Origin of the sequence: Deinococcus phoenicis, from assembly GCF_000599865.1 — a bacterium.
GTDB lineage: Bacteria > Deinococcota > Deinococci > Deinococcales > Deinococcaceae > Deinococcus > Deinococcus phoenicis.
In genome coordinates, this window is sequence record NZ_JHAC01000010.1 from 1 (window position 1) to 26,911 (window position 26,911).

Consider the following 26,911-nt stretch of genomic DNA (forward strand, 5'->3'; position numbering starts at 1 on the left):
GGGCCGGCGGCCCCCCCCCCCCCAGCCCCGCCACGAAGGCGTGGGTCACGGCGGGGTCGCTGGAGGTGAGGGCCGCGTACCCCCGCACCAGAAAGGCCCGCACGTCCGGCGTCAGCCCGACGCCGACCAGCAGGGCCACCGCGCCGCCCAGCACCAGAACGCGCACCAGGCGGGCATTCCGGGGAAAGGCGACCGTCATGCCCCAGTGTAGGTGGGGCGGGTGAGAAGGGGGCGGGAGCGGCTTCAGCGGCTCAGGACGTAGGCAGGCGCCTCCCCCGCCACGAAGTCGGTGACGCGGTAGCCTGCGCCCAGCAGCGCGTGGAAGGCCTGCCGGGTCTGGGTCCGCCACTGGACGGCGCGGGCGGGGCGGGCGGTGAGGAGTGCCCCCAGGTCGGCGGGGATGTGCAGACGCACGGCTTCTGCTCCGGGGGGAACGGAGAGGAACTGCCCGTCTTCCGGTGCATTCACGGCGGGCAGCGTGGCGGGAGCCTCGGGCCGCGCGGGCGGCGGGCCACCCAGGGTCCAGACCGCGACCAGCCGGTCGGAGGGCATCCCCGCATTGATGCCGCCCATCTCGCCGTAGAAATCGTCCAGATAGGTGTCCGCCGTCGCGCCCAGGCGGTGAATGTTGAAGTGGGCGTTCACGGCCCGCAGGGGATCATAGGTCCACTCTACGCGGGTGATTCCGCGCGCCAGGCACCAATCCCGCTGGTAGAGCTTGAGCCGCCGTGCCAGCCCCGCCTCGCGCCAGTCGGGATGCACGGCCAGCAGGTGCGAGTGCTGCACGTGGGGGTCGGCGGTGGGCAGCCCGACGACCAGGCCCACCACCTCTCCCCCGGCGACGGCCCCCGCCACCAGCCCGCCGATATGTTCCAGGGCGCGCAGGGCGTCACGCGGAAACACGTCGCGCTCGGAGCCGCCCCAGACGCGCAGTTGCAGGTCCTCGGCCCCGCTGAGTTCGTGGGGGCCGTGCAGCTCACGCAGGGTGAGAGACTCGGCGTTCACTGGCAACGGATGTCCTGCCCGAACCACTTCTGCGAGAGTTTGGCGTAGGTGCCGTCGGCCTGCACGCGGGTCAGCGCCGCATTCAGCGCGCCTTGCAGCGCCGTATTCCCTTTCGCCACCGCCCCGGCGTTCCGCTCCCGCGAGATCGCCTCACCGATCAGGATCTTGCCCCCCTGGCCGGTCTGCTTGAGCATGTACGCCACCACCGGGCCGTTGCTCGACCAGGCGTCCACCCGGCCCGCTTGCAGCGCCGACAGCACCGTCTGGTCGTTGGGAAAGGTGCGGACATCCTTGATGCCCGGAATGGCCTGCAAAATCGGGATCTGCGCGGTGCCGATCTGCGTGCCGACCGTCTTGCCCGCCAGCGCCTGACGGCTGAGCGGGCCGCCCTTGCGCGCCACGATGTTCACGGTGGAGCAGTAATGGGGGTTCAGAAAGGTCACGGCCTTCTGCCGCTCGGGCGTGATCGCGTGCGAGGCCACCACCGCGTCGAAGCGCCCCTGGTTCAGCGCGATGAGGAGGCCGTCGAAGGGCTGCACGACCCACTCCACCTTCAGGCCCAGCGCCTTCCCGAGCGCGTTGCCCAGGTCCACCTCGAAGCCGGTGAGGGTCTTGCCCTGGTAGAAGTTGAAGGGCGGAAAGGCCCCCTCGGTGCCGAGTTTCAGCGTGCCCGACGCCTTGATCTGGTCGAGGGTGCGCGGCGTGGCGCTGGCGGTGGCAGACAGGGCGAGGGCCAGGGTGAGCAGCACAGGAACTCGGTTCATGGGGACCTCCGGGGAGTGGGTAGGCTCTCAGTACACTTCATCTGGGGGCGGCTGGTCGGGCAGGTCGTCGATGCGCGGACGTGCCCCGGCCCGCACGGTGGTCTGCTGGCGGGTCACGCGGTCCAGCACCGCCCGGTCCAGCGTCACGCCGATGCCGGGGCCATCCGGGACGGGCATCACGCCGCCGGCGACCTCCAGCCCTTCCTGAATGATGTCGCGTTCCCAGTAGCGGCTGGCGCTGCTGGTGTCGCCGGGCAGCGTGAAATTCTCCAGGGTCGAGAGGTGGATGTTGTGCGCGCGGCCCACACCCGTCTCGACCATGCCGCCGCACCACAGCGGCACCCCGAACGCGAGCGTGAGGTCATGGATGCGCCGCGCCTCCAGATGACCCCCCACCCGCCCGACCTTGAGGTTGATGACGCGCGCCGCTCCCAGCGTCAGCGCCTTGCGGGTGTCCGCCACGCTGGTGATGCTCTCGTCCAGACAGATCGGCGTCCGCAATCGGCGTTGCAGGTCGGCGTGGTCCACCAGATCGTCGAAGGCGAGGGGCTGCTCGATGTACTTCAGGCCGTAGGCGTCGAGGGCCTGGAGGGCGGCGGTGTCGGCCAGCGTGTAGGCGCTGTTGGCGTCCACCGTGAGCTGGATGCCCGGGAAAGCTTCGCGGACCGCCCGCACAGGTTCCTCGTCCCAGCCGGGCTTGATCTTGAGCTTGACCCGCCGGTAGCCCTGCACCACGAACCCGGCGGCGAGGTCCACCGTCGCCTGCGCGTTGGGCTGAATGCCCAGGCTGACGCCCACCGGGATGCCGGTGCGGACGCCGCCCAGCACCCGCCACAGCGGCAGCCCCAGGTGCTTGGCCCACAGGTCCCAGAAGGCCATCTCGACCATCGCGCGGGCCATGCGGTTGCCCCGGTAGGGCGCGAGGGCCAGCGCCAGCGCTTCCGGTGTGGCAAAGCTCTGCCCCAGCAGGCGCGGCAGCAGTTGCCCTTCCAGCAGGGCCAGCGCGCCGGGCACCGTCTCCTCGCGGTAGAGGGGGAGGTGGTCCATCACGCCCTCGGCGTAGCCTTCCAGACCGTTCGCGCGCAGGGTCAGCAGCGGAACATACCGGCGGCGCATCACGCCGAAGCTCGTCTCGAAGGCGAAGCGGATCGGCATGTCGAGCACGCGCAGTTCGGCGGCCTCCAGCGTCAGGCCGCCGGGCAGGGTGAGGGGAGGGTGGGCGGCTTCAGTAGGTAAGGACATCGTGTTCTCCCAGTTCGCGTTCGGCGGCTTCCAGTCGGGCGGTGCCCACCCGGCCCACCAGTTTCGCGGCGAGCAGCGCGGTCAGGCTGGCGGGGGCGGCCAGCGGCACGAAGCGGCCCTCCGTCGCCTCACCCTGGGCGGGGCCGGGCGCGGGCAGCACCAGAAGTTCTGCCGCCTGGCGCGCGCCGGGGGCGGCGGGGCCGTCCGTGACCAGCACCAGGGCCACCCCCCGCGCGGTCAGGGTCTGCACCAGCCGGGCCGTCCCCTGGGCGTAGCGCCGAACGGTGAAGGCGACCAGCACGTCTCCCGGTCCCGCATCCAGCCAGCGTTCGGGGTCCGCCCCCGCGTCCGCGCCCAGCAGGTGAACACCGGGCCGTACCCCCCGCCACAGGTGCGCCGCGTAGGCCGCCGCCGGGGCCGACCCGCGCGCCCCCGTCACCCACACCCGCTGCGCAGCGGCCAGACGGTCGGCCACCCGGTCCAGCCGGTCTTCGGGCAGCGCCGCCAGGGCCGTGAACACGGCCATTTCGCGCGCCCAGTGGGCCGCCGCCTGCGATTCGGCGGGCAGCGGCGCGGGGGCGTGACGGGCGCGCAGTTCGAGCCGCACCGCCCGTTGCAGGTCCGGGTAGCCCCGGTAACCCAGCGTCTGCGCGAACCGTGTGACACTCGACGGATTCACACCCAGATCCTGCGCGATCTCCGCCGCACTGGCCAGCGGAACCTCCGCCCAGTTCAGCGCGAGGTGGTCCGCGATGCGCCGCTCGGTGGCGGTCAGGCGCGTCTCTGGACGGAGCAGGGCCAACGGTGACGTTCTTTCGCGGGTATCAGTCATCGGTTCCACCAGAGCAAGCGTCCGCCTCCCCTCTTTCGCAATTTCGCTTGCAAAGACTGTATGCCCCCGCAAAAGGAATTGCAAGATGAAGGGCGTGGCCTGGGAGAAAAAGCAGCCGCCGAAGCTCCTTAAAAACGGGGGACAGCGGACGCCCGATCAGAAGAAGCGACTGGACGGCCCAGGCAGAGGACCACGCCCTGCTCGCGGAGCTTGCTGGGTGGCCGTGGGGAGGGCAAACTCAAGATCACAGCTTGCCCGCCGAGAACAACCGCCCACCAACGCGGCGGAAAGGGACGTGCCGAGCGCAGCGGAAAGCTCCCCTGACGCCTGTGGGGGGTGGGGGCAACTCGCGGCAAGGCACCCTGCCCCTTCGACCGCCCAGGCTAAACTGCCCCCCGATGCGCCCCGACCTGCTCACCCGCGTGCTGTCGCTGCTGCCCGAGCGCAGTGACCGCCCGGAACTGCAAGCCTTCTTTGCCATGTTGCGCGACTACCCCCAGCGCGGCGGCAAGGGCATCCGCTCCGAACTGCTGCTCGCCAGCGCCCGCGCCCACGGCGCCTTGCCCGGCACCCCCGCCTGGGAACGCGCCCTGTGGCTCGCGGCGGGGCTGGAACTGTTCCAGAACTGGGTGCTGATCCATGACGACATCGAGGACGACTCGGAAGAACGCCGGGGCCGGCCCGCACTACACCGCCTGCACGGCGTTCCCGTCGCCATCAACGTGGGCGACGCCCTGCACGCCTACATGTGGGCCGCCGTCTGGCACGCGCAGGTGCCGGGCGCTCTGGAAGAGTTCCTGACCATGATTCACCGCACGGCGGAAGGCCAGCACCTCGACCTGACCTGGGTGCAGCAGCGCGAGTGGGACCTGGGGGAAGCCGACTACCTGGAGATGGTGCGCCTGAAAACCGCGTTTTACACCGTGGTGGTGCCGCTGCGGCTGGGGGCGCGGGCTGCCGGGATCACGCCGGACGAACGGTTCACGGCGGCGGGACAGGCCCTCGGCGCGGCCTTCCAGATCCGGGACGACGTGCTGAATCTGAACGGCGATCCCCGCAAGTACGGCAAGGAGATCGGCGGCGACCTGCTGGAAGGCAAACGCACCCTGATCGTGTTGCACTGGCTCGCCCGCGCGCCGGAGAAGCAGAAGCGCGTCTTTCTGGAGCAGATGCACCGCGAACGGGCCGACAAGGCCACGGCCAAGGTGGCCGAGATTCACCGCTGGTTGCTGGACAGTGGGAGCATTCAGTACGCGCAGGACTACGCGAACGCGCAGGCGACGGCGGGGCTGGCGCTGCTGGCCGAGGCCCTGGCCGACGCGCCCGACCAGAACGCCGCACGGGAACTGCTGGGCCAGATGCGGGAACTGGCGACGCGGGAGGCGTAGGGGAGGCAGGACGCGGGAAGAGATCTCCGCACCGCGTCCCGCTTACCCCTCCACCAGCCCCAGCGCCCTATCCGCGAACCGCTCGAAGGCGTGGGCCAGGGCGCGGATGTCGTGCGGCCTCGGCTCGCCCGTCTCGGTGAGGTAGAGGGCCACGTTGATCTCCAGGCCGAAGGCGGGAATGCCCGTGCGGGCGCAGTGGTTGGCGCTGAGGGTGTCGGTCGTCCAGGGGTCGCCCACCGCGACGCGGGTGAGGTCGCCGGTCAGGACCGGGGCGAAGGTGTCGGCGCAGGCCGCTTGCAGGGCGTCCCAGCGGTCACGGGGGAAGGTGGGCGCGCGTTCGGTGCCCAGCATCAGCGTGAGGGCGGGGCGGGGCGTGCCGGTGTCCGGGCCGAGGGCCGGGCCGCGCGAGGCCATGCTGTGCCCCACGATCATCAGCGCCGCGCCGTCCAGCTCCGCGCGCACCTGCGCGTCGAAGGCGTCCCAGAGGCGGCGCAGGCGGGCTTCACGCGCTCCCGGCGTCAGGCTGAAGCCCGCCGGGTACAGGGGCCGCCGCGCAAAGTCGGTCAGCTTCAGCACGCCGTTGTCCTCGGTGTCGTCGCGGTCGCGGTTCAGGTCCACGGCGAAGCGGCTCCAGGGGGCCTCCAGATACCGCGCGCCCGGCACCGCGTAGATCAGGTCGGTGTAGGGGTCCCCCTCCATGAAGACGCGGGTCAGGAAGGCGGCCCGCTTCGCCGGGTCGAAGGCGTCCTCACCCAGCATGTCCCGCAGTACGTCGGCGGGGAGCGCCCCGGACGGATGCGGCGTGAGGATCAGCAGGCGGTCGCGGCCAGGGGTCATGGGGAGGAGGATAGAGGCCAGCCGGGCACCTCACGCCCACAAGCCTCCCAACTGCATCCCACACCCCCCTCACGCCCGCGCCCCGCCGGTAGAATGGCCGGTGTGCACTTGTCGTCCCTCTCCACCCTGAATTACCGGAATCTCGCGCCAGGGACGCTGACTTTCCCGGTGGGCGTGACGGGCGTCTTCGGGGAGAACGGGGCGGGCAAGACCAATCTCCTGGAGGCGGCGTATCTGGCCCTGACCGGCCTGACCGACGTGACCCGGCTCGAACAGCTCGTGCAGTCCGGCGAGAAGGAAGCGTATGTGCGCGCCGACGTGCAGCAGGGCGGCAGCCTCAGCATTCAGGAGGTCGGGCTGGGGCGCGGGCGGCGGCACCTCAAGGTGGACGGGGTGCGGGCGAAGGCGGGCGACCTGCCGCGCGGCAGCGCCGTGTGGATCAGACCCGAGGACAGCGAGCTGGTCTTCGGCCCCCCGGCGGGGCGGCGGGCGTACCTCGACGCGCTGCTCTCGCGCCTGAGTGCGCGCTACGCCGGGCAACTCGCGCGCTACGAGCGCACCGTGTCGCAGCGCAACGCGGCGCTCAAGGCCGGGGAGGACTGGGCCATGCACGTCTGGGACGACGCGCTGGTCAAGCTGGGCACCGAGATCATGCAGGTGCGCCGCCGCGCCCTGAGCCGGCTCGACGAACTCGCGCGCGAGGCGAACGCGGGGCTGGGCAGCCGCAAGCCGCTCACGCTGACGCTGACCGAATCCACCACCCCCGAGACCTACGCGCACGATCTGGCCGCGCGCCGGGCCGAGGAGCTGGCACGCGGGGCCACCGTGACCGGCCCGCACCGCGACGACCTGACGCTGACGCTGGGCGAGTTCGCGGCCCAGGAGTACGCCAGCCGGGGCGAGGGCCGCACGGTGGCCCTGGCGCTGCGCCGCGCCGAACTCGAACTGCTGGCCGAGAAGTTCGGGGAAAAGCCGGTGCTCCTCATCGACGACTTCACGGCGGAACTCGACCCCGGCCGCCGCAGCTTTCTGCTCGACCTCGCCGCGAGCGTGCCCCAGGCCATCGTGACCGGTACCGAGCGCGCACCCGGGGCGACGCTCACGCTGCGGGCGCACGCGGGCCGCTTCACCGAGGAGAACAGCAGGCCGGAAACGGCGACGGTGGAGGTGGGGGCATGAGGTGGGTTGTCGGTTATGGGCTGTGGGGTGTCGGCAGGCCCCGGCTCTTTTCCCACAGCCCACAGCCCATACCCCACAGCCCCCGGCCAGAGGGCCGCCGTGAGTAATCCCCGCCGTTACGGCAGCACCCGCAGCGTGTCCGAACTGATGGGCGCGACGCTGGGCACGGCCCGGATCGCCCGGGGCGTGCAGCGCGCCCGCGCCATCCTGGCCTGGCCGCAGGCGGTCGGCCCGGAAATCGCGCGCCTGACCCGGCCGCGCTCGCAGCAGGGCGGAACCCTCTTCGTGGAGGTGCGTGACAGCGCCACCGCCCACCACCTGACGATGCAGCGCCACCACTTCCTGAAAAGCCTGAACACGCTGCTGGGCGAGGAACGGATCACCGAGATCCGCTTCGGGGTGGGCAGCATTCGTGCGCCTGCGCCTGCGCCGCGTGTGGCCCCCCTGCCCGCCCCCGACCGCGCGCGCGCCCGCGAACTGGTGCGGAACGTGGACGGCGACCTGAAGGACGTGGCCCTGAAGGCCGCCGAGGCCATCACCCGCGCCCGGAAATGGCGCGAGGAACAGGGGTGGCGGCCCTGCCCGGTCTGCGGGGAAGCCAGCCGGGAGCAGCCCTGCCGCGCCTGCGCCCTGACCCTGGAAGACCCCAACGTGAAACGGGCCGCCCGGACGCTGACACGCACGCCCGAGCGTCTGGCCGCCCTGCCCGCGCTGCTGGGGGACAGCGGGGCGAACGCGGCGCGCTTCACCGCGCTGGCGCTGCTGGCGGATCAGCTCGACCTGCTGGCGCTCGAATGCGTCCGCAGCGGCCCCCAGCACGGCGAGGAGGCAGGCGGTTACCGCGCGTTCCTGGCCCAGCAGGCCGACGTGTACCTGGCCCTCACGCACCGCCGGCCCCGCAGCACGCTGGGGCGGGAGGACCGCGCCGCCCTGCCCGAACGGGTGCGGCAGGTGCTGGAGGCGGGACGCTGAGCCGCCGCCTTTGACGCTTCTTTGACGGGGCCTCCTGCACTCTGACCTCACCTCCGGTGCGGGCCGGAATCCCTCCGCCCGCTTCCCGGGGGCAGGAGGGATTGACCATGAGGAACCGCACCGCAGCCGCACCCCTCGCCGCCCTCTCGCTCGGCCTGCTGCTCTCTGCCTGTGGGGGCGGCGGTGAGCCGCTGGTCGGCACGCCTATTCCGTCCACCGCCGACAGCGGCGCGGGCAGCCTGCGTGAGGTTCTCGCCGCTGCCAAGGACGGCGACACGCTGCGCTTTACCACCACGGGCACGGTGACGCTCGCCAGCCCCATCACCGTGGACAAGGACGTGACGGTGCTGGCCGAGGGCGTCACCTTAGACGCGGGCGGGCAGGGCCGCGCGCTGGAAGTGGCGAGCGGCGCAGAGGTGACGCTGAAGGGGGGGACGCTGATGAACGGCCAGGGTCAGCCTGTTGAGGTGGTGGGCAGTACTGGCAGCGGCTCGCAGGCCCTCTCAAAGGCCACCTGGGGCGGCGTCATCCACAATCGGGGCAACCTCATCCTCGACGGCACCACCGTCGCTGACGGGAAAGCCATGAACGGCGGCGGAATCTACAACGATGCCGGAGCCAGCCTGACGCTCAGGAGCGTGGTAATGAAGGGCAACGAGGCATTTACTCCCTCTCCCGATCTTGAGAACGAAAGCACCGGCTCCGGTGGGGCCATCGCCAATCAGGGCACCCTGACCATCGAGAGCGGCACCTTCCAGAACAACACCGCCTACTACACGGGCGGCGTGCTTCGCCACAGCGACGACACGGCGACGCTGACCATCAAAGGCGGCCTGTTCGAGAACAACACCTGCACCTTCCCCGAAGCGGCGGACGGCAATAACGGGTGCCTCGGCGGCGTGGCTCTCCTGGCCGCCGCCGCCGACATCCAGGGCGGCACCTTCAGAAACAACACCGCCACCCTTGCGGGCGGTGCGCTCTACGTCTCTGCCACGACCAAGCCAACGGTCACGCTCAGTGGCGGCACCTTCGAGGGAAACAAGGCCAGCGGTCCTGTCAACAGCGGTGGTGGAGCGGTCCTGAACGCCGGGAACCTGACCATCAGCGGCGGCACCTTCACGGGGAACTCTGCGCTGTATGGCGGCGCACTCAACAACAACTTTGGCGGTGCGCTGAAGATCACGGGGGGCAGTTTCACCGGCAATACGGCTCAGCGGCTTGGGGGCGTCCTGCTGGCAGCCCGGCGCGGCACTTCGTTCGAGATGACGGGCGGCAGCATGAGCGGCAACACCGCCGGGCAGAACGGCGGGGCCATCAACCTGGACGGCACGGGTAGCATGACGGGCGGCGTGATCGAGAACAATGCAGCGCAGGACAGCGGCGGCGGGCTGATGCTCTACGCCCAGGCCGGGCAGAAGACCACGGTGACCCTGGGCGGCACGCTGATTCTGCGTGGGAACACGGCGAAAAACGGCGGCGGCGTCAATACCGGCAGCGCCGATCCAGACGGCACCACCGTCAACATCCAGGCGGGCCACATCGAGAACAATGCGGCCAGCCAGGCGGGGGGCGGCCTCTTCGTGGGTAAGCGCGTGCTGGTCAACCTGTCCGGCGGCACGGTCAACGGAAATCAGGCGGTCGTCACGGGCGGCGGCGTGGCCATGAGCGGCACCCTCAACATGACGGGCGGCACCATCAGCGGCAACAGCGTGGCCGCGTTGCTCAAGAGCGAAGGTGGCGGGGGCGTCCGCATGTACACCAACGCCGTGATGACGGCCAGCGGCGGCAGCATCAACGACAACATCAGCAGCTTTGGAGGGGGTGTCCTCGTGGGCGGTGCCTTCAACAACGAACCCGCCGCGCAGTTCACCCTGGCCGGGGCGACAGTCAGCGGCAACCGCACCGTCATCACGGGAGGCGGCTTTTTCAACGATGGCAAGCTGACCATCCAGAGCGGCACGGTGACCGGGAACACGACGGGTCAGCAGGGGGGCGGTGGCGTCCGCAACACAGCGAACGCCACCTATGCCCAGACTGGCGGCAGCGTTACCGGCAACACGCCGGACGACGTCTCGAACGAGTAGACCCGTGACACCGGGAGGTCAGGCGCGCGCCCTGGCCTCCCCTTTCGCATCGCTGGAAGCAAAAAGCGCCTCAACCTCCAGCCCCGCCCCGCGCTCCACCGCCGCCGCCAACTCCTCTGCCACGCCCTGACCGCGCCATTCCCCCAGCAGCGCCTCCGCCTGGGCGCGGGTCCAGCCGCTGGAGGCCGGGTGGCTCAGCAGCAGGCCCACGACCTCGGCGGCGCGCGGGAGGTCACCCTGAGCGGCGAGGGTGCGGGCATAGACGGGCAGGACCCAGAACGTGATGGAGATGTTGCCGCTGGGCCAGGCAATCCGGCAGGCGCGGGCGCAGTGGTCGGCGGCGGCTCCGGGGTCGCCCCGCGCGAGGGCCAGCCTGGCCTGGACGTGTTCGATCTGGCATTCCACCCAGGGTTCGCGGCGTTCTCCCAGCAGTTGCTGTGCCTGCGCCAGATACGCCTGCGCGGCGCTCTCCGGGCCAGCGTGGACCGCGTGGGTCAGCGCCGTGAGCACCAGGATGCCGGGGCGCTGCGCCACCGATCCGGCGAGCCGGGCCAGACGGTCTGCCTCCGCGAACGCGGCGTGGGCGGCGGCAGGCTGGCCCGCCATCATCCGCACCGCACCCACGCCGTTCAGACAGGCGACCACGTCCAGCGGACTGTCGACTTCTCCGGTCTCCAGCAGAGCCTGCGCCTGCGCGTAGCTGCGGACAGCTTCCGGCACGTTGCCCGCATAGGTCCAGGCGATCCCCAGCTCTGTCAGCATCCGGTAACGCCGCACGGGATTCAGGGGCGCGGCGGCCTGCACACCCGCCTGACAGGAGGCGACCGCCTGCATCAGTTGCCCCACCCGTGACTGCACCCCGCCCAGCCCGGCCAGAGCGCGTGTGCGTTCCGACGGGTCACCCACCCGGTCAGCCCGCACGGCGGCTTCCTCATACAGCCGCTGCGCTTCGTGCAGGTCGCCGAAGAAGTACTCCAGCCAGCCCTGCATGTTCAGGAACACGGCCAGGGCGAGGTCGGCGGCTTCCCCGTGGGGCCGCAGCACCTCCACCGCCCGGCGGCACAGGCGCAGGCTCTCTGCCGGGCGGCCCCGGGTCGGATAATGCCACAGCAGCGGTTCGGCCACCTGTTCCAGCCGGTCCAGCTCCCCTTGCCCCGCGCGGACGAGGAGGTGGTCCACCAGCGCGAGGATGTTCGCCTCTTCCGCCTGAACGTAGGCGAGCAGAGGGGGACTCACGCCGCCGCTGGCAGTGTTCAGGCGGTCCAGAGCCGCGCGGTAGTGCGCGGCATGCCGGTCCGCGAGGCGGCGCTGGCGGGCCGGGTCCAGCCCCAACTTCTCGCGGGCAAAAGCACGCAGCAGGGCGTGAGAGCTGTAGCGCCCTGCCGCGTCCCGCCGCAGCAGGGAACGGTCGAGGAGCGCCGCCAGCCGGGCGGGCGTTGTCCCCAGGATGGCCTGTGCCGCCTTGCCGTCGAAGGAGGCGGGAAAGATGCCCAGGGCGCAGAAGTCCCGGCGGGCTTCCCCCGGCAACAGCGCCCAGGAGTGTTCCAGAGCCGCGCGCAGCCCCCGGTGCCGGGGCCGCGCGTCGCGGTGCGGGGAGGCCAGGTCCAGCACGGCGGCCTCCAGCGCCCGCCGCAGCTCCGGGAGAGTCTGCCCCCGCGTCCAGGCGGCGGCCAGTTCCAGGCCCAGGGGAGCGCCGCCCAGCAGCGCGCAGAGGTGCCGCACGTCCGGCAGGGTCGCGGCGTCCAGCACGAAGGCCCCGCCCGCCTGCCTGGCCCGGTCCTCGAACAGTCGCACGGCGTCGGACTGCCGTGCCTGGGCGGCGGGGCAGTCGGGCGCCGGGACCTCCAGGCCGTCCAGGGAAATCACCTGCTCGGCCCGCAGGTTCAGCACCTCGCGGGACGTGACCAGCAGGCGCAGGCCAGGGCAGGCGGCCAGCAGCCGGGGCCACTCGTCCGCCGCGTCCAGCACATGTTCGGCGTTGTCGAGGACCAGCAGGGTGGGCGTTTCCCGCAGGGCCGCCGCCAGGGCCGCCAGCGGGTCCGGCCCCGTCCGGACGCCCAGCACCTCGGCCAGGCGGGGCAGGACCGCCCCCGGCTCACGCAGGTCATCCAGCGGCACGAACTGCACCCGGATTTCCGACGCACTCTCCTGCATGTCCCGCGCCACCTGAAGGGCCAGCCGCGTCTTACCGATCCCCGTCGGGCCGTGCAGCGTGACCAGCCGCCCCGTCCGCAACGCCTCCGGCACCGCCCGCCGCTCCAGGTCCCGCCCGATAAAGCACGTGAGGGGCTGGGGCAGCGGGGGCCACGTTCCTGGGGACTGGATTCCTGGGGGCTGGGGCAGCATCGGTTGGGGCTGGGGCGTTGCGGGCAACGGCAGAGCGGGCAGATCGGGGTCGGCACCGAACTCCGCCCGGAAGCGGCGGCAAAACTGCGCGGCGCTGAGGTGGGCCAGGGCCTCCTTGCCTTCCGCACAGTGTGCCTGGATCAGCAGCCGCGCGGCGTGTTCGCTGACAGGGGTCACCCGCAGGGCCTGTCCGGCCAGGGCCGCCGCCAGGGCCGGGTCGCCCGCCTCGAGGGCGCGCGTCCCCAGGTCCAGGCAGCGGTCCAGGTGCAGGCGGGAGAGGTTCTCCTCCTGGCCGGCCACCCAATCGTCCCAGGGGGCGCTGTCGCGGATGCCCAGCCCGTCCAGCAGCGGACCACGCCACAGCCCCAGCAGGTCCGCCGGGGCCGCCCCCGCGAGCTGTCCAGCGTCCAGCCACACGGCCTGCGGCTCCACGGCGAGGCGGTCACGGGTGACGTGCAGCAGGGCACCCTGTGGCCGCAGGGCCTGGCGCAGTGCCAGCACGGCATTCCGCAGGCTCTGGCGGGCCAGGTGGGGCTGGCGCTCCCACAGCAGGGCCGCGAGCACCTCCCGCGAGAGGGGGCCGTCCAGACACAGGGCGCACAGCACCGCGAACGCCTTGCGGGGCAGCGTCCGCGCCACGCCGTCCACATGCAGCGACGCCGCACCCAGCACCCGCACCTCCACGGCGCTCATGGTGCCCGTATGGTTCGTCGCTACACGCGCAAAAGCAAGCCCCCCTCAGCCCACCCGGGTCGCCGCCAGCACCTTGAACCCGTTCTCGCGCCGCAGTTCGCGCACTGGGCCGACGGCCCGCATCGGCGTCTCGTAGGGGAGCGGCTCGTTGGCGACGAGGTACAGGGTGCCGCCCGGCTTCAGGCGGCGGGCAGCGGCCGCGATGAACTCCCGCGCCACGTCCAGCACCATGCCCCGCCCGACGTGAAAGGGCGGGTTGGTGAGGACCATGTCGAAGGTGCGCCCCTCCAGCGCCGCGTCCACGTCGCTGTGGAGGACCTCGCCGGGGAGGTCGTTGGCGGCCAGGGTCGCCCGCGCGCTGCGGACGCTCTGAAGGTCGCCGTCCACCAGCGTGGCCTCCGCGCCCCGGCGGGCGGCCCACGCGCCGATCAGTCCGGTGCCGCACCCCAGGTCCAGCACCTGCCGGCCGGTCAGGTCCAGCCCTTCCAGCGCCCCGAGCAGGAGGCTGGTCGCCTTGTCGGGCCGCCCCGCGCTGAACACGCCCGGCAGACCGACGACCTGCACGCCGAAGGCCTCGTAGCCTTCGGGTTCGGGAAAGGCCGGGGTGGGGCCGGGGCGGCGGACCAGCCGCGCCACGCGCATTCCGCCGTCGCGGGCAATCGTCTCCCCCGTTCCGAAGGCGGCCCCCGCCGCGCGCACGTAGCGGTCGAAGCCCTTGTCGCGGTCCCCGGCGAGGTAGAGCGTGCCACCGGGCGGCGTGCAGGCGTGTGCCCAGGCCACCTGGCCCATGGCGTAGGCGGTGCCCCGGTCCCCGGCCAGCACCAGCGCGACGGTGCGCGCGCGCTCGGGCCAGCGTTCGCGCAGGTCGTCACCGGGCGCGGCGGCGAGGGGGTCGAGGCCCGCCGCCCCCAGCACGGTCAGGGCCGCCGCCGACCCCTCCACCGGGCGCAGCGTCACCCCCGGGAGAGCGGCGAGCAGGCCGCCCATCGCGGTGAGGTCGAGCACCTCGCCCTTGACCCGGTCCTTGCGCAGCGTCTGCGCGAGGAGGGCCTGACCCGCCTCCACGTCCGGAAAGCCGCGCACACCGGGCTTGGTGAGGGCGTGCAGCCCCTCCAGCCTCGGCAGTAACACGGCGGGCCGCACCTCGAAGTAGGCTCCGGCCTCGGCCTGGGCGGGCACCGCCGCGCGCGCACCCTCCTGACGCCCACCCTCCCTACGCTCTGCCGCCGGGCGGCTCACTCTGATTTTCTGCTTGCCCCTACCAGTCACGCCCCACAGAGTGGCACACCCAGCCGACGACGGAAGGCTGCTACCTTGCGCCCATGCCCCTTCCCGCCGTGACTCCCGCCGTGACTCCCGACTGGGCCTTCGAGCGCGAACACTGGCGGCGCGGCTATTTCCGGGTGGCGGGCGTGGACGAGGCGGGACGCGGGGCCTGGGCGGGGCCGGTGACGGTCGCGGCGGTGATTCTGCCGGGGCTGGCGACCGAGTACCCCTTCCGCGACAGCAAGCAGCTCACGGCTGCCGCGCGGGAGACGTTCGCGGCGGAGGTGCGGCGGGTGGCCGTCACCTGGGCCGTGGAACATGCCTGGCCGGAGGAGATCGGCCGCCTGAACATCCTGGGGGCCACACACGCGGCAGCGCTGCGGGCGCTGGCCCGCCTGGACCCGCCGCCGCAGGCCCTGGTCACCGATTACCTCAGGCTCCGCACGCCGCTGCCCCTCAGCGCCCCACCGAAAGCCGATGCGCTGAGCTACAGCGTGGCCGCTGCCAGCCTGCTCGCCAAGACCGAACGCGACCGGCTGATGCTGGAGCTGGACGAGCAATATCCCGGCTACGGTTTTGCCGCGCACAAGGGCTATGGGGCACCCGCCCACCGCGCCGCCCTGGAAAGGCTGGGGGTCAGCGAGGTCCACCGGCGCAGTTATGCGCCCATCGCGCGGCTGCTGGACGGCGGCCTCTTCAGCCGTCCCCCAGAGGAGCAACCATGAGCCGGACAGGAACCGTTCAGGCCGTCAGCCTCAGCCCCGCGCACACCTTCAGCAAGGCCAGCCAGTCCGCGATCATGCTGCGGGCGGGGCTGGGGGTGGAGGGCGACGCGCACGCGGGCCGCACCGTCCAGCACCGCTCGCGGGTAGCGCAGAACCCCGACCAGCCGAACCTCCGTCAGGTTCACCTGATCCACGCCGAACTGCTGGACGAGCTGCGCGCTCAGGGCTTCCGGGTCGGGGCGGGCGACCTGGGCGAGAACGTGACGACGCGCGGCGTGGACCTGCTGGGGCTGCCGCGCGGCACGCGGCTCCACCTGGGAAGCGGGGCGGTGGTGGAGGTCACGGGCCTGCGCAATCCCTGCGCCCAGATCGACGCTTTCCAGCCGGGCCTGCTGCGGGCCGTCCTGGGGCGCGACGAACAGGGCAATCTGATTCGCAAGGCGGGCATCATGGGTGTGGTGCTGGCCGGAGGCCGGGTGCAGCCCGGTGACGGGATTCGCGTGGAGCTGCCCCCGGAACCGCACGAACGGCTGGAACGGGTGTAGGGATGGGGGCCAGGGCTTTCACGCCGCTTCTGTGCTCTGCCCCCTTTGCCCCTAGCACCCCTCGCTCTTGAACCCCTCGCACGGCTCGTCCGGGGTCCAGGGCGCGGCGAGGGCGGCCCGCGCCAGCTTCACGGCGAACGCTCCCGCCTCCCGCACCAGCGCGGGCGAAAGCGTGTCGTCGCTGGCGGCGTGGTAGTTGTCGTCCAGGCCACGGTGAATGAACACGGTGCGGACACCCCACGCGATAAAGGGGACGTGGTCGCTGCTGCCCCCGGCGTTCATGGAGCGCCCGAAGGTTTCGCGTCTGCGCGCCGGTTCGTCCACGAAGACGCGGATGCCGGGCCGCACCCGCTTCGCCAGCGGCCGCAGTTCGGCGTGCGCGGCGACGCCCAGGGGTTCGGCGTCCACGCCCACCATGTCGAGGTTCAGCATGGCCCGCGTCTGCCGCAGGGGGTAACGGTGCGCGTCCACGAAGGTGCGGCTTCCGACCAGCCCGTCCTCCTCGGCGTCGAACAGGACGAACCAGGTCCGCTCCGCCAGCGGTGTCCGGGCCGCCTGACGGGCCGCCTCCAGCACGGCCAGCACCCCGCTCGCGTTGTCGTTCGCCCCCGGCGAGCCGTTCACGCTGTCCACGTGCGCGCCGAACAACACCTCGGGGTTCGCGCCGGCGCGGGCGGCGATCAGGTTCTGACCCTTCACCCGGCGCACCTCGACCTGTGAAGTGAGCTGGGCCGGCTGGCCCGCCAGCGGCAGCACCCGCGCCCCGGCCTCGGCGCTGATCTGCACCAGCGGCAGGGGCGTGGCGGGCACCCGCTGCACCTGCTGGACCGCGCAGTTCTGGACCAGCACCAGGCCCAGCGCCCCGGCCTGGGTCGCCCGCTCCACCAGTTCGCTCCAGCCCACCTCGTCGCCGTCCCACTCCTGGCAGGTGGTCAGGGCAATCTGGCCGCGCAGGCCCAGCGCCTCCATCCCCTCAGAGCTGGCCCCGGCCTTCACGCGCACCAGCCGCCCCTCCTGCTCGCCGCCCCGGCTGCCGTACAGGGCGGCGGCGGGCACGCTGAGGGCGCCGACCTTCAGGGTGCCGCCCCGGTCGTAGGGCCGCTCCAGCGTCACCGGCTCCCCGGTCACCCGGTAGCCTAGCGCGCGAAACTGTCCGGCCAGCCAGTCCAGGGCGCGGTCATGCCCCGCATCCCCGACCGGGCGCGGCCCGAAGGTCTGGAGCGTCTGCCAGTCCTGCGCGGCGGTGCGCGTGAGGGCCGCCGCCTGCACGGGCGGGTCCCGCTGGCCCTCCGCCCAGTGCCAGGCCCCCCAGCCGCCCCCCACAACCAGGGCAGCGGGCAGGAGCCATTTCCATACCGGGAGGCGTGGCCGGGTCGGCAGGGGCCGGGAGCGGGCTGGCATGGCTTTCAGCATAGTGGAGGCCGCGTCGGCAACCCGGCAACTTTGCCGGAGCGGGCGCGCGGCAGCCAGGCGGGTCGGGGGCACCTTGCCGCCGCGCCCCACTCGCTACACTGCGCCTTGTGAACGTCAGGTCCCCCGCTCAGGTCAGAAACTTCTCCATCATCGCCCACGTGGACCACGGCAAGTCCACGCTCGCCGACCGTATCCTGGAACGGCTGGGCGCGATGGGCGAGCGCGACAAACGCGACCAGACGCTCGACACGCTCGAACTGGAGCGCGAACGCGGCATCACCATCAAAAGCACCCCCATCCGCCTGACCTATACGCGGCCCGTGCTGGCTGATGGAACGGGTGGTGAGGAATACACCTTCAACCTGATCGACACCCCCGGCCACGTGGACTTCAACTACGAGGTGAGCCGCTCGCTGGCCGCCTGTGAGGGCGTGCTGCTGCTGGTGGACGCCTCGCAGGGCGTGGAGGCCCAGACCATCGTCAACGCGTATCTGGCGATCGACAACAACCTCGAAATCGTGCCGGTGGTCAACAAGATCGACCTTCCCGCCGCCGACCCGGAAGGGGCCGCGCAGGAACTGGAAGAAGTGATCGGGATTCCCGCCGAGGACGCCGTGTTCGCCTCCGGCAAGGCGGGCATCGGGATTCCCGAGATTCTGGAAGCCATCGTGGAGCGGATTCCGCCGCCCCCCGGCGACCCGGAGGCACCCCTCAAGGCCTTGATCTTCGACTCCTTCTACGACGCCTACCAGGGCGTGATCCTGTTCGTGCGCGTGCTGGAAGGCACCCTGACGCCCAAACAGCCCATCATGCTGTTCAACTCGGGCAAGACCTTCGAGGTGGACAAGGTCGGCACCTTCACGCCCGGCCTGGTCGTGGGCGACGCGCTCCCGGCAGGTGCAGTGGGCTGGGTCGCGGCGGGCATCAAGGACATCCACGACGCGCAGGTGGGCGACACCCTCACCCAGAAGGACCGGCCCACGCCCGAGCCGTTCCCCGGCTTCAAGCCCGCGCAACCGGTGGTGTTCAGCGGCCTCTACCCCACCTCCACCGAGGATTACCGCCGCCTGCGCGACGCGCTGGACAAGCTCAAGCTCAACGACGCGGCCTTCACCTTCGAGCCGGAAACGTCGGAGGCACTGGGCTTCGGCTTTCGCTGCGGTTTCCTGGGCCTGCTGCATGCCGAGATCATCCAGGAGCGGCTGGAACGCGAATACGACCTCGACCTGATCGCCACCGCACCCGCCGTGGTCTACCGCGTCACGCTGACCAACGGCACGGTGTTCGAGACGCAGAACCCCGCCGAGTTCCCCACCCGCGACCGGATTACGAGTGTGGAGGAACCGTACATCAAGCTCAGCATCATGCTGCCCGAGGACTATGTCGGGCCGGTGATGCAGCTTCTCCAGGAACGGCGCGGCTCGATGATCACCATGAACTACGTCGGCAAGCGGGTGGAACTGCTGTACGAGGTGCCCTTCGCCGAGATCCTGTACGACTTCCACGACCGCCTCAAGAGCATCAGCCGGGGCTACGCCAGCATGGACTACGAGCAGATCGGCTACCGCGAGGGCGACCTGCGCAAGGTGGACATCATGGTGAACAACGAGGTGGTGGACGCCCTGGCCGTGATCGTCCACGAGGACAAGGCCTACGGGCTGGGCCGCAAGATCGTGGACAAGATGGCCGAAGTGATCCCCCGGCAGATGTTCCCGGTGCCCGTGCAGGCCACCATCGGCGGCAAGATCATCGCCCGCGCGACCGTCAAGGCGTACCGCAAGGACGTGCTGGCGAAGTGCTACGGCGGCGACATCAGCCGCAAGAAGAAGCTCCTGGAAAAGCAGAAGAAGGGCCGCGCCCGCATGAAGCAGATCGGCACGGTGGAGGTGCCGCAGGAAGCCTTCCTGGCGGTGCTGAGCACGGAGGAGTGAGGGGAGGAAGGGGGCAGACGTGGCAAACGCCCGGCATGTGCAGCGCCTGTACGACCGCAAGGCGTCCGGTTACGACGCCGCGACGGCTTCGCGCAGGCTGGACACGCTCCGCGCCGCGCTGTTGGCGCACGCGGCCGGCGACGTGCTGGAACTGGGGGTGGGAACCGGCGCGACCTTCGCGCACTACCCGGCCACGCTGGGCAGCCTGACCGCCCTGGACGTCAGCGGGGAGATGCTGCGGCGGGCACAGCCCAGGGCGCTGCGGTTGCCCTTCCCGGTGCGGCTGGTGCAGCACGACTTCCAGACGCTGCCCTTTCCGGCGGCGAGCTTCGATACGGTGACGTCCTCCCTCGGCCTGTGCGGCATTCCCGACCCGGCGCGTTTGTTCGCTGAGGTGCGGCGGGTGCTGCGCCCCGGCGGGCAACTGCTCGCCCTGGAACACGTGCGGCCACCCAACGCGTGGCTCGGCCTCGCGGCGGACGGGCTTGACCCGCTGTTCGAGCGCTTTGTCGGCTGCCACGCCAACCGGCCCACGCCCCACCTGCTGCGTGAGGCAGGCTTCACCGTGGACCTCCTGGAGCGCCGCCTGGGGGGCATTCTGGTCACGCTGCGCGCCACCCCGGCCTGAGCCACATGCCGAGACCCGGCTGAGCCTTGATGGCGCCGCACCCCACCCTCCCCCGCGCCCCATCCCCGCCTCGCGCGGGGCTTTTTTCTTCTCCCCCAACCCCCTGTAAGGCTCCCTTAGCCCGCGCACACCATCCGCCTCATCCCGTCCGCCTAGCGTGGAAGCAACGTTCCCGCCCATCTCACCCCGAAAGGACGCCCGCATGACCCAGCTCCCCGCCTGGCAGCCCGCTCCGCCCCTCACCACCAGCGTCCAGCAGATTCGCCCGCCCGCACCCGACGTCTCCACCTTTGGCGGCACGCAGGTCCTGCGGCCCGATGTGGTGCGGGTGCGCCTGCCGATGGTGAATGCCTACCTGCTGGGCCTGCCCGGCGAACCCTGGGTGCTGGTGGATGCGGGGATGCCGCTGACCGCCGGAATGATCCGCGCGGCGGCGGACAGGTACCACGCGGGCAGACCTCCCGCCGCCATCGTGCTGACACACGGGCACCTCGACCATATCGGGGGGCTGCATGACCTGCTGAAAGCGTGGCCTGTGCCGGTCTACGCCCATCCGCTGGAACTGCCCTACCTGACCGGACAGGTGCCCTATCCCTTCCCCGACCCCACGGTGGGCGGCGTGATGAGCCTGCTTTCCCCGGCCTTCGTGCCCGGCCCCTTCGATTTCCAGCCCCATATCCAGGCGCTCCCCCCGGCGGGTGAGGTGCCCGGCCTGCCCGGCTGGCGCTGGCTGCATACGCCGGGGCACAGTGTCGGCCACGTGTCGCTGTGGCGGGACGCCGACCGCACGCTGATCGCCGGGGACGCCTTCGTGACCACCAAGCAGGAGTCGGCGGTGGGGGCGCTGACCCTGCGGCCCACCCTGGTTCACCGCCCACCCGCGTACTACACGCCCAACTGGGACGCGGCGCGGGAATCGGTGCGCCGGCTCGCCGCGCTGTCGCCGGCACTGGCCGCCACCGGGCACGGGCACCCCATGACCGAGGCGCAGATGGACCTCGATCTGGAGAGGCTCGCCCGCAACTTCGACGAGATGGCGCGGCCCCTGCGCGGCTGGTACCTGAACCGGCCTGTGCCGGTGGCGCTGCCCCAGCCGGGGGCCTCCGACCCGCTGAAGCTGCTCGTGCTGGGTACCCTGGGCGTGGCCGGGGCGGTCCTGCTGCTGCGCCGCTGGAGGCGCTGAGCGACCAGCAAGCCCGGGCAAGTCTGATCGCCTGTCCATGACCGGGCGGGAGTCGGCCAGGGCTTCATCTTCAGGAGCCCGCGAAGTGGCGGTCAGACGGCGCGCGCCAGCCTGATCCTCCCTCGCCCCGCAGCCCCGGCCCACCCCGGGGTGTGGGGTTTCTGTCAGAGGGCGGCTCCTACACTCCGGGGCGTGAGCGCAGGTGAGGCCCCCGTGAGTGCTGCTCGCACGTTCCTGCCGGATACGCGGCTGGGCACGCTGCGGGCACAGTTCACGCTGGTGATTTTTCTGCTGGCCTTTTTGCCCAATCTGGTGCTGACCCTGACCGCGCGGCCCGGCGTCGCCCCCACCCTGATGGCGCTCTGGATGGTGCTGGTCGCGGCGCTGTGCGGGGCGGTCGGCTACCTGCTCAGTGGGGTGCTGCTGCGGCCCCTCAGCCGCCTGAAGGCGGAGGTGCAGCGCGGCGACTTTGCCCAGCCGCACCAGGCGCAGCCGCACAGCGACGACCCGGGCGAGATCCGGGCGCTGCGGGGGGCCTTTGCCGACCTGCTGGAACGGCTCTCGACCGAGCAGGCCCGGCGAAACGCCTTCATGGCGACCCTCGTCCACGACCTCAAGACGCCGCTGATCGCCACCGGGCACCTCACCCGGATTCTGACCGACCACCCCCTGCCGGAGGCCGAGCGGCGCGAGGTGGGCCGCGAACTGCTGACCGAGAATGCCCGCCTGCTGGCGCTGGTGCAGCAGATGGCCGACGCCCACCGCTTCGAGCGCGAGGAGGTGTGCGTTTCCACCCGGCCCACCGACCTGCGCGGCATGCTGGACGGCGTCGCCCGCCGCCTGATGCCCCAGGCCCAGGCGCGGGGCCTGACGCTGTGCGTGACCGGACACGGCACGGCTCCCGCCGACGCCGCCGTTCTGGAACGGGCCGTCACCAACCTGACCGAGAACGCGCTGCGATATGCCCGGACCCGGGTGGCCCTGGCCGTCACCCCGGCGGGCGTGGAGGTTCACGACGACGGCCCCGGTCTGGGGGCGCCCCTGGCGGAACTCGCACAACCGTTCAACGCCCAGCCCGCCACCATCGCCGGGCAGCAGTACACCGCCGGCACCACCGGGCTGGGCCTCTTTATCGCCCGCCGGATCGCGGAGGCGCACGGTGGCCGCCTGACCTACGCCCGCACCTCCGGCTCCCCCGCCTTTCCCGAACGTGACGCCGAGCGTCATGGTGACCCGACTGCCCCGCATTCCGTCTTTACCCTCAACCTCCCGGAGGTGACCCCTTGAGACTCGTGATCGCCGATGACCATCCCCTCTTTCGCATGGGCCTGAAATACGCCCTGCTGCATCAGGGCTTCGACGTGGTGGCCGAGGCTGCCGACGGCCTCCAGGCGCTCGAAGCCTGCCGCCTCCATCAGCCCGACGTGGCGCTGCTCGACGTGAAGATGCCCGGCCTGACCGGCATCGAGGTCTGCGAGCGGCTGCGCCTGACCCACCCGCAGGTGGTCAGCGTCCTGATCACGACCTTCGCGGAACCCGCCATCGTGCAGGCCGCCCGCTCCGCCGGGGCGCGCGGCTACGTGAGCAAGGAGACGGACCCCGAAAGCCTCGCCCGGCAACTGCGCGAGATCGCCGCGCACCCCGAGATCGACCGCCTCCCACAGGTGGAGGTCCCGCGCCTGACCCCCCGTGAGTCCGAGGTCCTGCCGCTGCTGGCCCAGGGCTTTTCCAACAAGGAGATCGCCAAGAATCTGGGGGTCAGCCCCGACACGGTCAAGGACCACCTCGCCCGGCTGTACGCCAAGCTCGACGCCGGCGACCGTACCGAGGCCGTCAGCCGCGCCCGGAGCATCGGGCTGCTGCACTGAGCGGGCCAGGGCAGTGACGTGGGGGTGGCATTCGCGCCACCCCCGCGCCTTTTCCCCGTGCCTCATTTGCGCGGACAGACCGGGGCGGCCTCTGTCAGGATGCAGCCATGAAGACCCTGCGCTTTGCTCTTCCCCTGCTCGCGGGCCTGACGGTTTCTCTGTCCGGCGCGCAGTCCACCCCCGCCGCACCGGGCAGCGTGACCGTCTGGGCTGGGCTGTCCTCCGAGGTGCTGATTCTGCCCGCCCCCTACGCGGCGCTGAGTGTGCCGCTGTCGCCCGGGATGGCCCTGCGGGGCGGCGTGCAGTATCTGCCCGGCGAGGCCGCACTCGGCGCGGACCTGCTGTTCGGCGCGGCGGCGCGGGGCTTTTACGGTGGGCCGAGCGCGGCGCTGATCGTGGGGGACCTGCCCGGCTGGCTGGCCGGCGGCGTGCTGGGCTACCGCAACAGCTTCGGTGGGGGACGCTGGGGCTACTTCGTGGAGGGCAAGGCGCGGTATCTGTTCCTCAAAAACGGGGCCAGCGGGCATGAACCGTGGTCGACGCCGCAGGACCTCCGCATCGTCTCGCCGGGGCTGGGCCTCGGGCTGACGTACCGCTTCTAGCCGGCCCGGTTTCCCCCCAGACAGGCGGGCAGAAACAGCCGCCCGCCGCAATGAGGGCGAGCCGCCGGACGCGGGGGCCACGGCAAGCGCGGCGGCCCGCCTCGCGTGAGATTCAGGGGAGGCGTTCATGCGGGGAGGGTCAACCCGCTCGTTTTCCCGCTAAAGCTAGCCCGCTCCCGCCCCGCCTCCATCTCCCGCTGTAGCCTCGCGCCATGAGCAGGCCTTCCACCTCCTCCCCCTTCCGGCTCTCAGGGCGCGCCCTGAGCCTCAAGCCTTCCGCGACGGTGGCGGTCACGTCGCGCGCACTGGAACTGCGGCGGGCGGGCGTGGACGTGATCTCCATGAGCGTGGGCGAACCCGACTTCGACACGCCGCCCCACATCAAGGCCGCCGCGATCCGGGCCATCGAGGCCGGGAAGACCAACTACACCCCGGTCAACGGGTTGCCGGAACTGCGCGAGGCGGTCAGCGCGAAGTTTGCCCGGGAAAACGGGCTGCATTACGCGCCGGAAGCCGTCACCGTGACCAGTGGCGGGAAGCAGGCCCTCTTCAACGCCTTTTTCGCGCTGCTCAACCCCGGCGACGAGGTGCTGATTCCCGCGCCGTACTGGGTGAGCTACCCGGAAATGGTGGCGCTGACGGGCGCGGTACCGGTGCCGGTGCCCACCACGCCGGAGTCGGGCTTTCAACTCGACCCGGGCGAGCTGGAAGCGCGGATCACGCCACGGACCCGCATGGTCGTGCTGAACAGCCCCGGCAATCCGACGGGCGCGGTCTTTCCGCCGGAGGTGCTGGAGGCGGTGGCCGCGCTGGCCCAGCGCCACGGCCTGATGATCGTGACCGACGAGATATACGAGCATCTGGTCTATGACGCCGAGCAGGTCAGCATCGGCCGGTACGCGCCGGACCACACGCTGACGGTCAACGGGGCGAGCAAGGCCTATGCGATGACCGGCTGGCGCATCGGCTACGCGGGCGGGCCGCGTGAGGTGATCGCGGCGATGAACGCCCTCCAGTCGCAGAGCACCAGCAACGCGAGCAGCGTCTCGCAATACGCGGCGCTGGCGGCCCTGACCCAGCCCGCAGAGACGGCCCGCTTTACCGAGCAGGCCCGCCGCGCCTACCGCGAGCGCCGGGACCACATCGTGGCGGGGCTGAACGCGCTGGGGCTGCCCACGCCCACCCCGCAGGGGGCCTTCTACGTGATGGCCGACACGGGCCGCCTGCACCCCGACGAGCTGGAAGCGGCCCGCCTCCTCTTGGAACAGGCGCGCGTGGCGGTCGTGCCCGGCACCGATTTCGCCGCGCCCGGCCGGGTACGGCTGAGCTACGCCACCAGCCTGGAGAGCATCGGGGAGGTGCTGCGGCGCATCGCGGGCGTGCTGGAGCACTGAGGGCGGCCAGTGGGCCACTTCCCAGCGGGAACCGCGACCCTGCCCCTCACGCCTCCTCCACCCAGCGCACCTTGTCGGCCACCGGGCGGCGTTCCCCGGCGGGCCACTCGCCCTGCGGGTAGCCCAGGTACACCAGCCCCATCAGGCTGACCCCTTCCCCGAAGCCGAGGGCCTGCCGGGTGTGCTCGTGCAGGCTGGGCGCGTTGGTGATCCATTTGCTGGCGATGCCCAGCGCGCGGGCGGCCAGCATCAGCGTCTGCACGGCGCAGGCGACGGCCCACTGTTCCTCGTGCAGCGGCATCCTGGGCTTCTCGGCGGGTTCCGCCGCGACCACGAGCCACACCGGCGCCAGGCGCTGGCGCTCCCGCTGGGCACGCAGAACGTCCGGGCCAGGTTCGGCTTCCCCCTTCAGCCGCGCCAGTGACGTGGCGAGCGTCTCGGCCAGGCGCATCCGGCCTTCGCCCGTGAACACCACGAAGCGCCAGGGTTCGGTCCGGCCGTGGCTGGGTGCCCAGTTGGCGGCCTCCAGCAGGGTCAGCAGCGTGCTTGTGGGAATCGGCCGGGGCGAGAGCCGGTTCAGGTCCACGGTGCGGCGTTCACGGACGGCCGTGAGAAGGTCGAGCGGGGCGGGCTGGGCTTCGGGGAGGGCAGACACGAGGCCCAGGGTAAGGCGAAACGGGGTGGGGGCGTCACCGGGAACCCGCCTGGCGCTGGCCCCGTACCGGGAACCATGACGAACCCCACCGGCAACCCCGACGGCAGTTACAGCCTGCGCGACTTTCTGGCCCAGACCGCCGAGCGCGACAACCCCGGCGAGGTGTTCGAGCTGGAAAGCAGCAAGATGCTGGAAGTCAAGGTCCAGGGGCGCATCTGGAGCAAGCTGGGGGCGATGGTGGCCTATAAGGGCAACCTCAACTTCAAGCGCGAGGGCACGCTGGAAGGCGGCCTGATGAAGGCCCTCAAGCGCGCGGTGAGCCAGGAGATGAGTCCGCTGGCCAAGATCGAGGGCCGGGGCGTGGCGTACCTGGCCGACCAGGGCAAGGAGGTGCAGATTCTGCGCCTCGCGGGCGACAGCCTGAACGTGAACGGCAACGACCTGCTGGCCTTCGAGGACAGCGTGAACTACGACATCACCATGCACCGCCGGGTCGCGGGCATGGCGGCGGGCGGCCTCTTCAGCGTGCGGCTCCAGGGCAGCGGGCTGGTGGCGATCCTCAGCCACGGCAAGCCGTTGACCCTGCGCGTGACCCCGAATGAACCGATCTTCACCGACCCGAACGCCACAGTCGCGTGGAGCGGCAACCTCCAGCCCCAGCTCCGCATGGACGCCAGCCTGCGCAGCATCTTCGGGCGCGGCGGCGGCGAGACGTACCAGATGGTCTTCCAGGGTGACGGCTTCGTGGTCGTGCAGCCCTACGAGGAGTTCGAGCAGGGCCTGGGCGGCGAGGGCCACGGCGGGGGCGGGGGGCGGAGTCTGGGCGACCTGTTCGACTGAGGGACTGCGGAACGTGGGAAAAGCCCCCACCGCGCACAGTCTCGCGCAAACAGACTCCCGCGCACGGCGGCCCCTCTTCCCCGCTACACTCCCTCCCAATGAGTCTGGTCGTGATGGCAACGGGAGGCACCGGGGGACACATCTATCCGGCGGTCGCAACGGCGCGTGAGCTGATGGTGCGCGGGCACGAGGCGCTGCTGCTGGGCCAGCGGGGCGGCATGGAGGAACGGGTGGCGGCGGAACAGGGCCTGGCCTTTCACGGGGTGGACGCCGGAAAGCTGGCCCGCAGCGGGCAAGGCCGCCCCGACCCCCGGGAGCTGCTGCGGGCCGGGCGAGGTGTGGCCGAGGCGCGGGCCTTTCTGAAGGGCGCGCAACCCGGCGCGGTGGTGGGCTTCGGCGGCTTTGCCAGCCTGCCGGGCGTGCTGGCCGCGCAGAGCCTGGGCCTGCCCACCGTGCTGCACGAGCAGAACGCCCGCCTGGGCCTCACGCAGCGGCTGGCGGCGGGGCGGGCGCGGGCGG

The 26,911-nt window shown here is 71.5% G+C and carries 24 protein-coding genes and 1 pseudogene; 15 read left to right on the forward strand and 10 right to left on the reverse strand.

The genetic code is table 11. The features are described 5' to 3' along the window. From DEIPH_RS03040 to DEIPH_RS20875, 5 genes and pseudogenes are all read right to left on the reverse strand, one after another. Window positions 1–199 (reverse strand): annotated as a pseudogene (locus DEIPH_RS03040) (TVP38/TMEM64 family protein); the annotation flags it as partial. A 44-nt stretch (window positions 200–243) separates the two neighbouring features. Continuing rightward, window positions 244–1,005 (reverse strand): GNAT family N-acetyltransferase, encoded by a 762-nt coding sequence (locus tag DEIPH_RS03045; RefSeq protein ID WP_034353679.1) that lies wholly within the window; start codon window positions 1,003–1,005, stop codon window positions 244–246. Continuing rightward, a complete protein-coding gene (locus DEIPH_RS03050) occupies window positions 1,002–1,769 on the reverse strand; it encodes an ABC transporter substrate-binding protein (RefSeq protein ID WP_034353681.1) in 768 nt (255 codons plus the stop codon). Before DEIPH_RS03050 ends, DEIPH_RS03045 begins: the two co-directional genes overlap by 4 nt. A 27-nt stretch (window positions 1,770–1,796) precedes the next feature. Beyond that, the gene (menC, locus tag DEIPH_RS03055; RefSeq protein WP_034353684.1) at window positions 1,797–3,011 is read right to left on the reverse strand and encodes an o-succinylbenzoate synthase; all 1,215 of its coding nucleotides are present in this window, start codon (window positions 3,009–3,011) and stop codon (window positions 1,797–1,799) included. Then, complete coding sequence (locus DEIPH_RS20875) at window positions 2,995–3,843, reverse strand: MurR/RpiR family transcriptional regulator (protein WP_081790746.1); 849 nt, start codon at window positions 3,841–3,843, stop codon at window positions 2,995–2,997. Before DEIPH_RS20875 ends, menC begins: the two co-directional genes overlap by 17 nt. 398 nt (window positions 3,844–4,241) lie before the next feature. Between DEIPH_RS20875 and DEIPH_RS03065 the strand changes: the two genes are divergently transcribed. After that, window positions 4,242–5,231, forward strand: a complete 990-nt coding sequence (locus DEIPH_RS03065; protein WP_034353687.1) for a polyprenyl synthetase family protein — start codon at window positions 4,242–4,244, stop codon at window positions 5,229–5,231. A gap of 42 nt (window positions 5,232–5,273) precedes the next feature. Here the strand turns inward: DEIPH_RS03065 and DEIPH_RS03070 are convergent, their stop codons facing one another. Continuing rightward, entirely contained in the window at window positions 5,274–6,068 is a 795-nt protein-coding gene (locus DEIPH_RS03070) for an N-formylglutamate amidohydrolase (RefSeq protein ID WP_034353689.1), read from the reverse strand. 93 nt (window positions 6,069–6,161) lie between these two features. Here DEIPH_RS03070 and recF point away from each other — a divergent pair, with 93 nt between their 5' ends. From recF to DEIPH_RS03085, 3 genes are all read left to right on the forward strand, one after another. Beyond that, the gene (recF, locus tag DEIPH_RS03075) at window positions 6,162–7,247 is read left to right on the forward strand and encodes a DNA replication/repair protein RecF (protein WP_034353692.1); all 1,086 of its coding nucleotides are present in this window, start codon (window positions 6,162–6,164) and stop codon (window positions 7,245–7,247) included. 99 nt (window positions 7,248–7,346) lie between these two features. Next, window positions 7,347–8,219 carry a DUF721 domain-containing protein gene (locus DEIPH_RS03080; RefSeq protein WP_034353695.1) on the forward strand — a complete coding sequence of 291 codons (873 nt, stop codon included), beginning with the start codon at window positions 7,347–7,349 and terminating at the stop codon, window positions 8,217–8,219. Between the two features lie 107 nt (window positions 8,220–8,326). Further along, complete coding sequence (locus DEIPH_RS03085; RefSeq protein WP_034353697.1) at window positions 8,327–10,303, forward strand: beta strand repeat-containing protein; 1,977 nt, start codon at window positions 8,327–8,329, stop codon at window positions 10,301–10,303. An 18-nt stretch (window positions 10,304–10,321) separates the two neighbouring features. On the opposite strand, the gene DEIPH_RS03090 is transcribed toward DEIPH_RS03085, so the two are convergent. Both DEIPH_RS03090 and DEIPH_RS03095 read right to left on the reverse strand, forming a co-directional pair. After that, window positions 10,322–13,342 carry an AAA family ATPase gene (locus tag DEIPH_RS03090; protein ID WP_034353699.1) on the reverse strand — a complete coding sequence of 1,007 codons (3,021 nt, stop codon included), beginning with the start codon at window positions 13,340–13,342 and terminating at the stop codon, window positions 10,322–10,324. A gap of 45 nt (window positions 13,343–13,387) precedes the next feature. Further along, window positions 13,388–14,521, reverse strand: a complete 1,134-nt coding sequence (locus tag DEIPH_RS03095) for a class I SAM-dependent methyltransferase (protein WP_407636491.1) — start codon at window positions 14,519–14,521, stop codon at window positions 13,388–13,390. A gap of 143 nt (window positions 14,522–14,664) precedes the next feature. On the opposite strand from DEIPH_RS03095, the gene DEIPH_RS03100 reads away from it, so the two are divergent. Both DEIPH_RS03100 and DEIPH_RS03105 read left to right on the forward strand, forming a co-directional pair. Next, entirely contained in the window at window positions 14,665–15,333 is a 669-nt protein-coding gene (locus tag DEIPH_RS03100) for a ribonuclease HII (protein WP_034353705.1), read from the forward strand. Continuing rightward, entirely contained in the window at window positions 15,330–15,878 is a 549-nt protein-coding gene (locus DEIPH_RS03105; protein WP_034353708.1) for an MOSC domain-containing protein, read from the forward strand. Before DEIPH_RS03100 ends, DEIPH_RS03105 begins: the two co-directional genes overlap by 4 nt. 51 nt (window positions 15,879–15,929) lie before the next feature. On the opposite strand, the gene DEIPH_RS03110 is transcribed toward DEIPH_RS03105, so the two are convergent. After that, window positions 15,930–17,279 carry a M28 family metallopeptidase gene (locus DEIPH_RS03110; RefSeq protein WP_152544759.1) on the reverse strand — a complete coding sequence of 450 codons (1,350 nt, stop codon included), beginning with the start codon at window positions 17,277–17,279 and terminating at the stop codon, window positions 15,930–15,932. Window positions 17,280–17,398: 119 nt separating this feature from the next. Here DEIPH_RS03110 and lepA point away from each other — a divergent pair, with 119 nt between their 5' ends. The 7 genes from lepA (at window position 17,399) to DEIPH_RS03145 (ending at window position 24,897) form a co-directional block, all read left to right on the forward strand. After that, entirely contained in the window at window positions 17,399–19,222 is a 1,824-nt protein-coding gene (lepA, locus tag DEIPH_RS03115) for a translation elongation factor 4 (protein WP_235183154.1), read from the forward strand. A 19-nt stretch (window positions 19,223–19,241) separates the two neighbouring features. Beyond that, entirely contained in the window at window positions 19,242–19,850 is a 609-nt protein-coding gene (locus tag DEIPH_RS03120) for a class I SAM-dependent methyltransferase (RefSeq protein ID WP_034353715.1), read from the forward strand. A gap of 202 nt (window positions 19,851–20,052) precedes the next feature. After that, window positions 20,053–21,033, forward strand: a complete 981-nt coding sequence (locus tag DEIPH_RS03125) for an MBL fold metallo-hydrolase (protein WP_051517109.1) — start codon at window positions 20,053–20,055, stop codon at window positions 21,031–21,033. A gap of 192 nt (window positions 21,034–21,225) precedes the next feature. After that, window positions 21,226–22,320: a sensor histidine kinase gene (locus DEIPH_RS03130; RefSeq protein ID WP_235183155.1), complete on the forward strand. Its 1,095-nt coding sequence runs from the start codon at window positions 21,226–21,228 to the stop codon at window positions 22,318–22,320. After that, window positions 22,317–22,901 (forward strand): response regulator transcription factor, encoded by a 585-nt coding sequence (locus DEIPH_RS03135; protein ID WP_034353718.1) that lies wholly within the window; start codon window positions 22,317–22,319, stop codon window positions 22,899–22,901. The genes DEIPH_RS03130 and DEIPH_RS03135 overlap by 4 nt, the downstream gene beginning before the upstream one ends. Window positions 22,902–23,008: 107 nt before the next feature. Further along, a complete protein-coding gene (locus tag DEIPH_RS03140; protein WP_034353720.1) occupies window positions 23,009–23,503 on the forward strand; it encodes a hypothetical protein in 495 nt (164 codons plus the stop codon). A 212-nt stretch (window positions 23,504–23,715) separates the two neighbouring features. Then, entirely contained in the window at window positions 23,716–24,897 is a 1,182-nt protein-coding gene (locus DEIPH_RS03145; RefSeq protein ID WP_034353722.1) for a pyridoxal phosphate-dependent aminotransferase, read from the forward strand. Window positions 24,898–24,943: 46 nt separating this feature from the next. Here DEIPH_RS03145 and DEIPH_RS03150 read toward each other — a convergent pair whose 3' ends face one another. After that, a complete protein-coding gene (locus DEIPH_RS03150) occupies window positions 24,944–25,552 on the reverse strand; it encodes a nitroreductase family protein (RefSeq protein ID WP_034353724.1) in 609 nt (202 codons plus the stop codon). Window positions 25,553–25,627: 75 nt separating this feature from the next. Between DEIPH_RS03150 and DEIPH_RS03155 the strand changes: the two genes are divergently transcribed. Continuing rightward, window positions 25,628–26,392, forward strand: coding sequence for an AIM24 family protein (locus DEIPH_RS03155; RefSeq protein WP_034353727.1), 765 nt, complete (start codon window positions 25,628–25,630; stop codon window positions 26,390–26,392). Between the two features lie 98 nt (window positions 26,393–26,490). Beyond that, the coding region (locus tag DEIPH_RS03160) for a UDP-N-acetylglucosamine--N-acetylmuramyl-(pentapeptide) pyrophosphoryl-undecaprenol N-acetylglucosamine transferase (RefSeq protein ID WP_034353730.1) at window positions 26,491–26,911 on the forward strand (421 nt) is incomplete at its 3' end.

What these genes read in the sequence shown, in the direction of transcription:
- DEIPH_RS03050 (WP_034353681.1), bottom strand. Translation starts at nt 1,769, where the DNA reads ATGAACCGAGTTCCTGTGCTGCTCACCCTGGCCCTCGCCCTGTCTGCC.
- menC (WP_034353684.1), bottom strand. Translation starts at nt 3,011, where the DNA reads ATGTCCTTACCTACTGAAGCCGCCCACCCTCCCCTCACCCTGCCCGGC.
- DEIPH_RS20875 (WP_081790746.1), bottom strand. Translation starts at nt 3,843, where the DNA reads ATGACTGATACCCGCGAAAGAACGTCACCGTTGGCCCTGCTCCGTCCA.
- DEIPH_RS03065 (WP_034353687.1), top strand. Translation starts at nt 4,242, where the DNA reads ATGCGCCCCGACCTGCTCACCCGCGTGCTGTCGCTGCTGCCCGAGCGC.
- DEIPH_RS03070 (WP_034353689.1), bottom strand. Translation starts at nt 6,068, where the DNA reads ATGACCCCTGGCCGCGACCGCCTGCTGATCCTCACGCCGCATCCGTCC.
- recF (WP_034353692.1), top strand. Translation starts at nt 6,162, where the DNA reads ATGGCCGGTGTGCACTTGTCGTCCCTCTCCACCCTGAATTACCGGAAT.
- DEIPH_RS03085 (WP_034353697.1), top strand. Translation starts at nt 8,327, where the DNA reads ATGAGGAACCGCACCGCAGCCGCACCCCTCGCCGCCCTCTCGCTCGGC.
- DEIPH_RS03090 (WP_034353699.1), bottom strand. Translation starts at nt 13,342, where the DNA reads ATGAGCGCCGTGGAGGTGCGGGTGCTGGGTGCGGCGTCGCTGCATGTG.
- DEIPH_RS03100 (WP_034353705.1), top strand. Translation starts at nt 14,665, where the DNA reads ATGCCCCTTCCCGCCGTGACTCCCGCCGTGACTCCCGACTGGGCCTTC.
- DEIPH_RS03105 (WP_034353708.1), top strand. Translation starts at nt 15,330, where the DNA reads ATGAGCCGGACAGGAACCGTTCAGGCCGTCAGCCTCAGCCCCGCGCAC.
- DEIPH_RS03110 (WP_152544759.1), bottom strand. Translation starts at nt 17,279, where the DNA reads ATGCCAGCCCGCTCCCGGCCCCTGCCGACCCGGCCACGCCTCCCGGTA.
- DEIPH_RS03125 (WP_051517109.1), top strand. Translation starts at nt 20,053, where the DNA reads ATGACCCAGCTCCCCGCCTGGCAGCCCGCTCCGCCCCTCACCACCAGC.
- DEIPH_RS03140 (WP_034353720.1), top strand. Translation starts at nt 23,009, where the DNA reads ATGAAGACCCTGCGCTTTGCTCTTCCCCTGCTCGCGGGCCTGACGGTT.
- DEIPH_RS03145 (WP_034353722.1), top strand. Translation starts at nt 23,716, where the DNA reads ATGAGCAGGCCTTCCACCTCCTCCCCCTTCCGGCTCTCAGGGCGCGCC.
- DEIPH_RS03155 (WP_034353727.1), top strand. Translation starts at nt 25,628, where the DNA reads ATGACGAACCCCACCGGCAACCCCGACGGCAGTTACAGCCTGCGCGAC.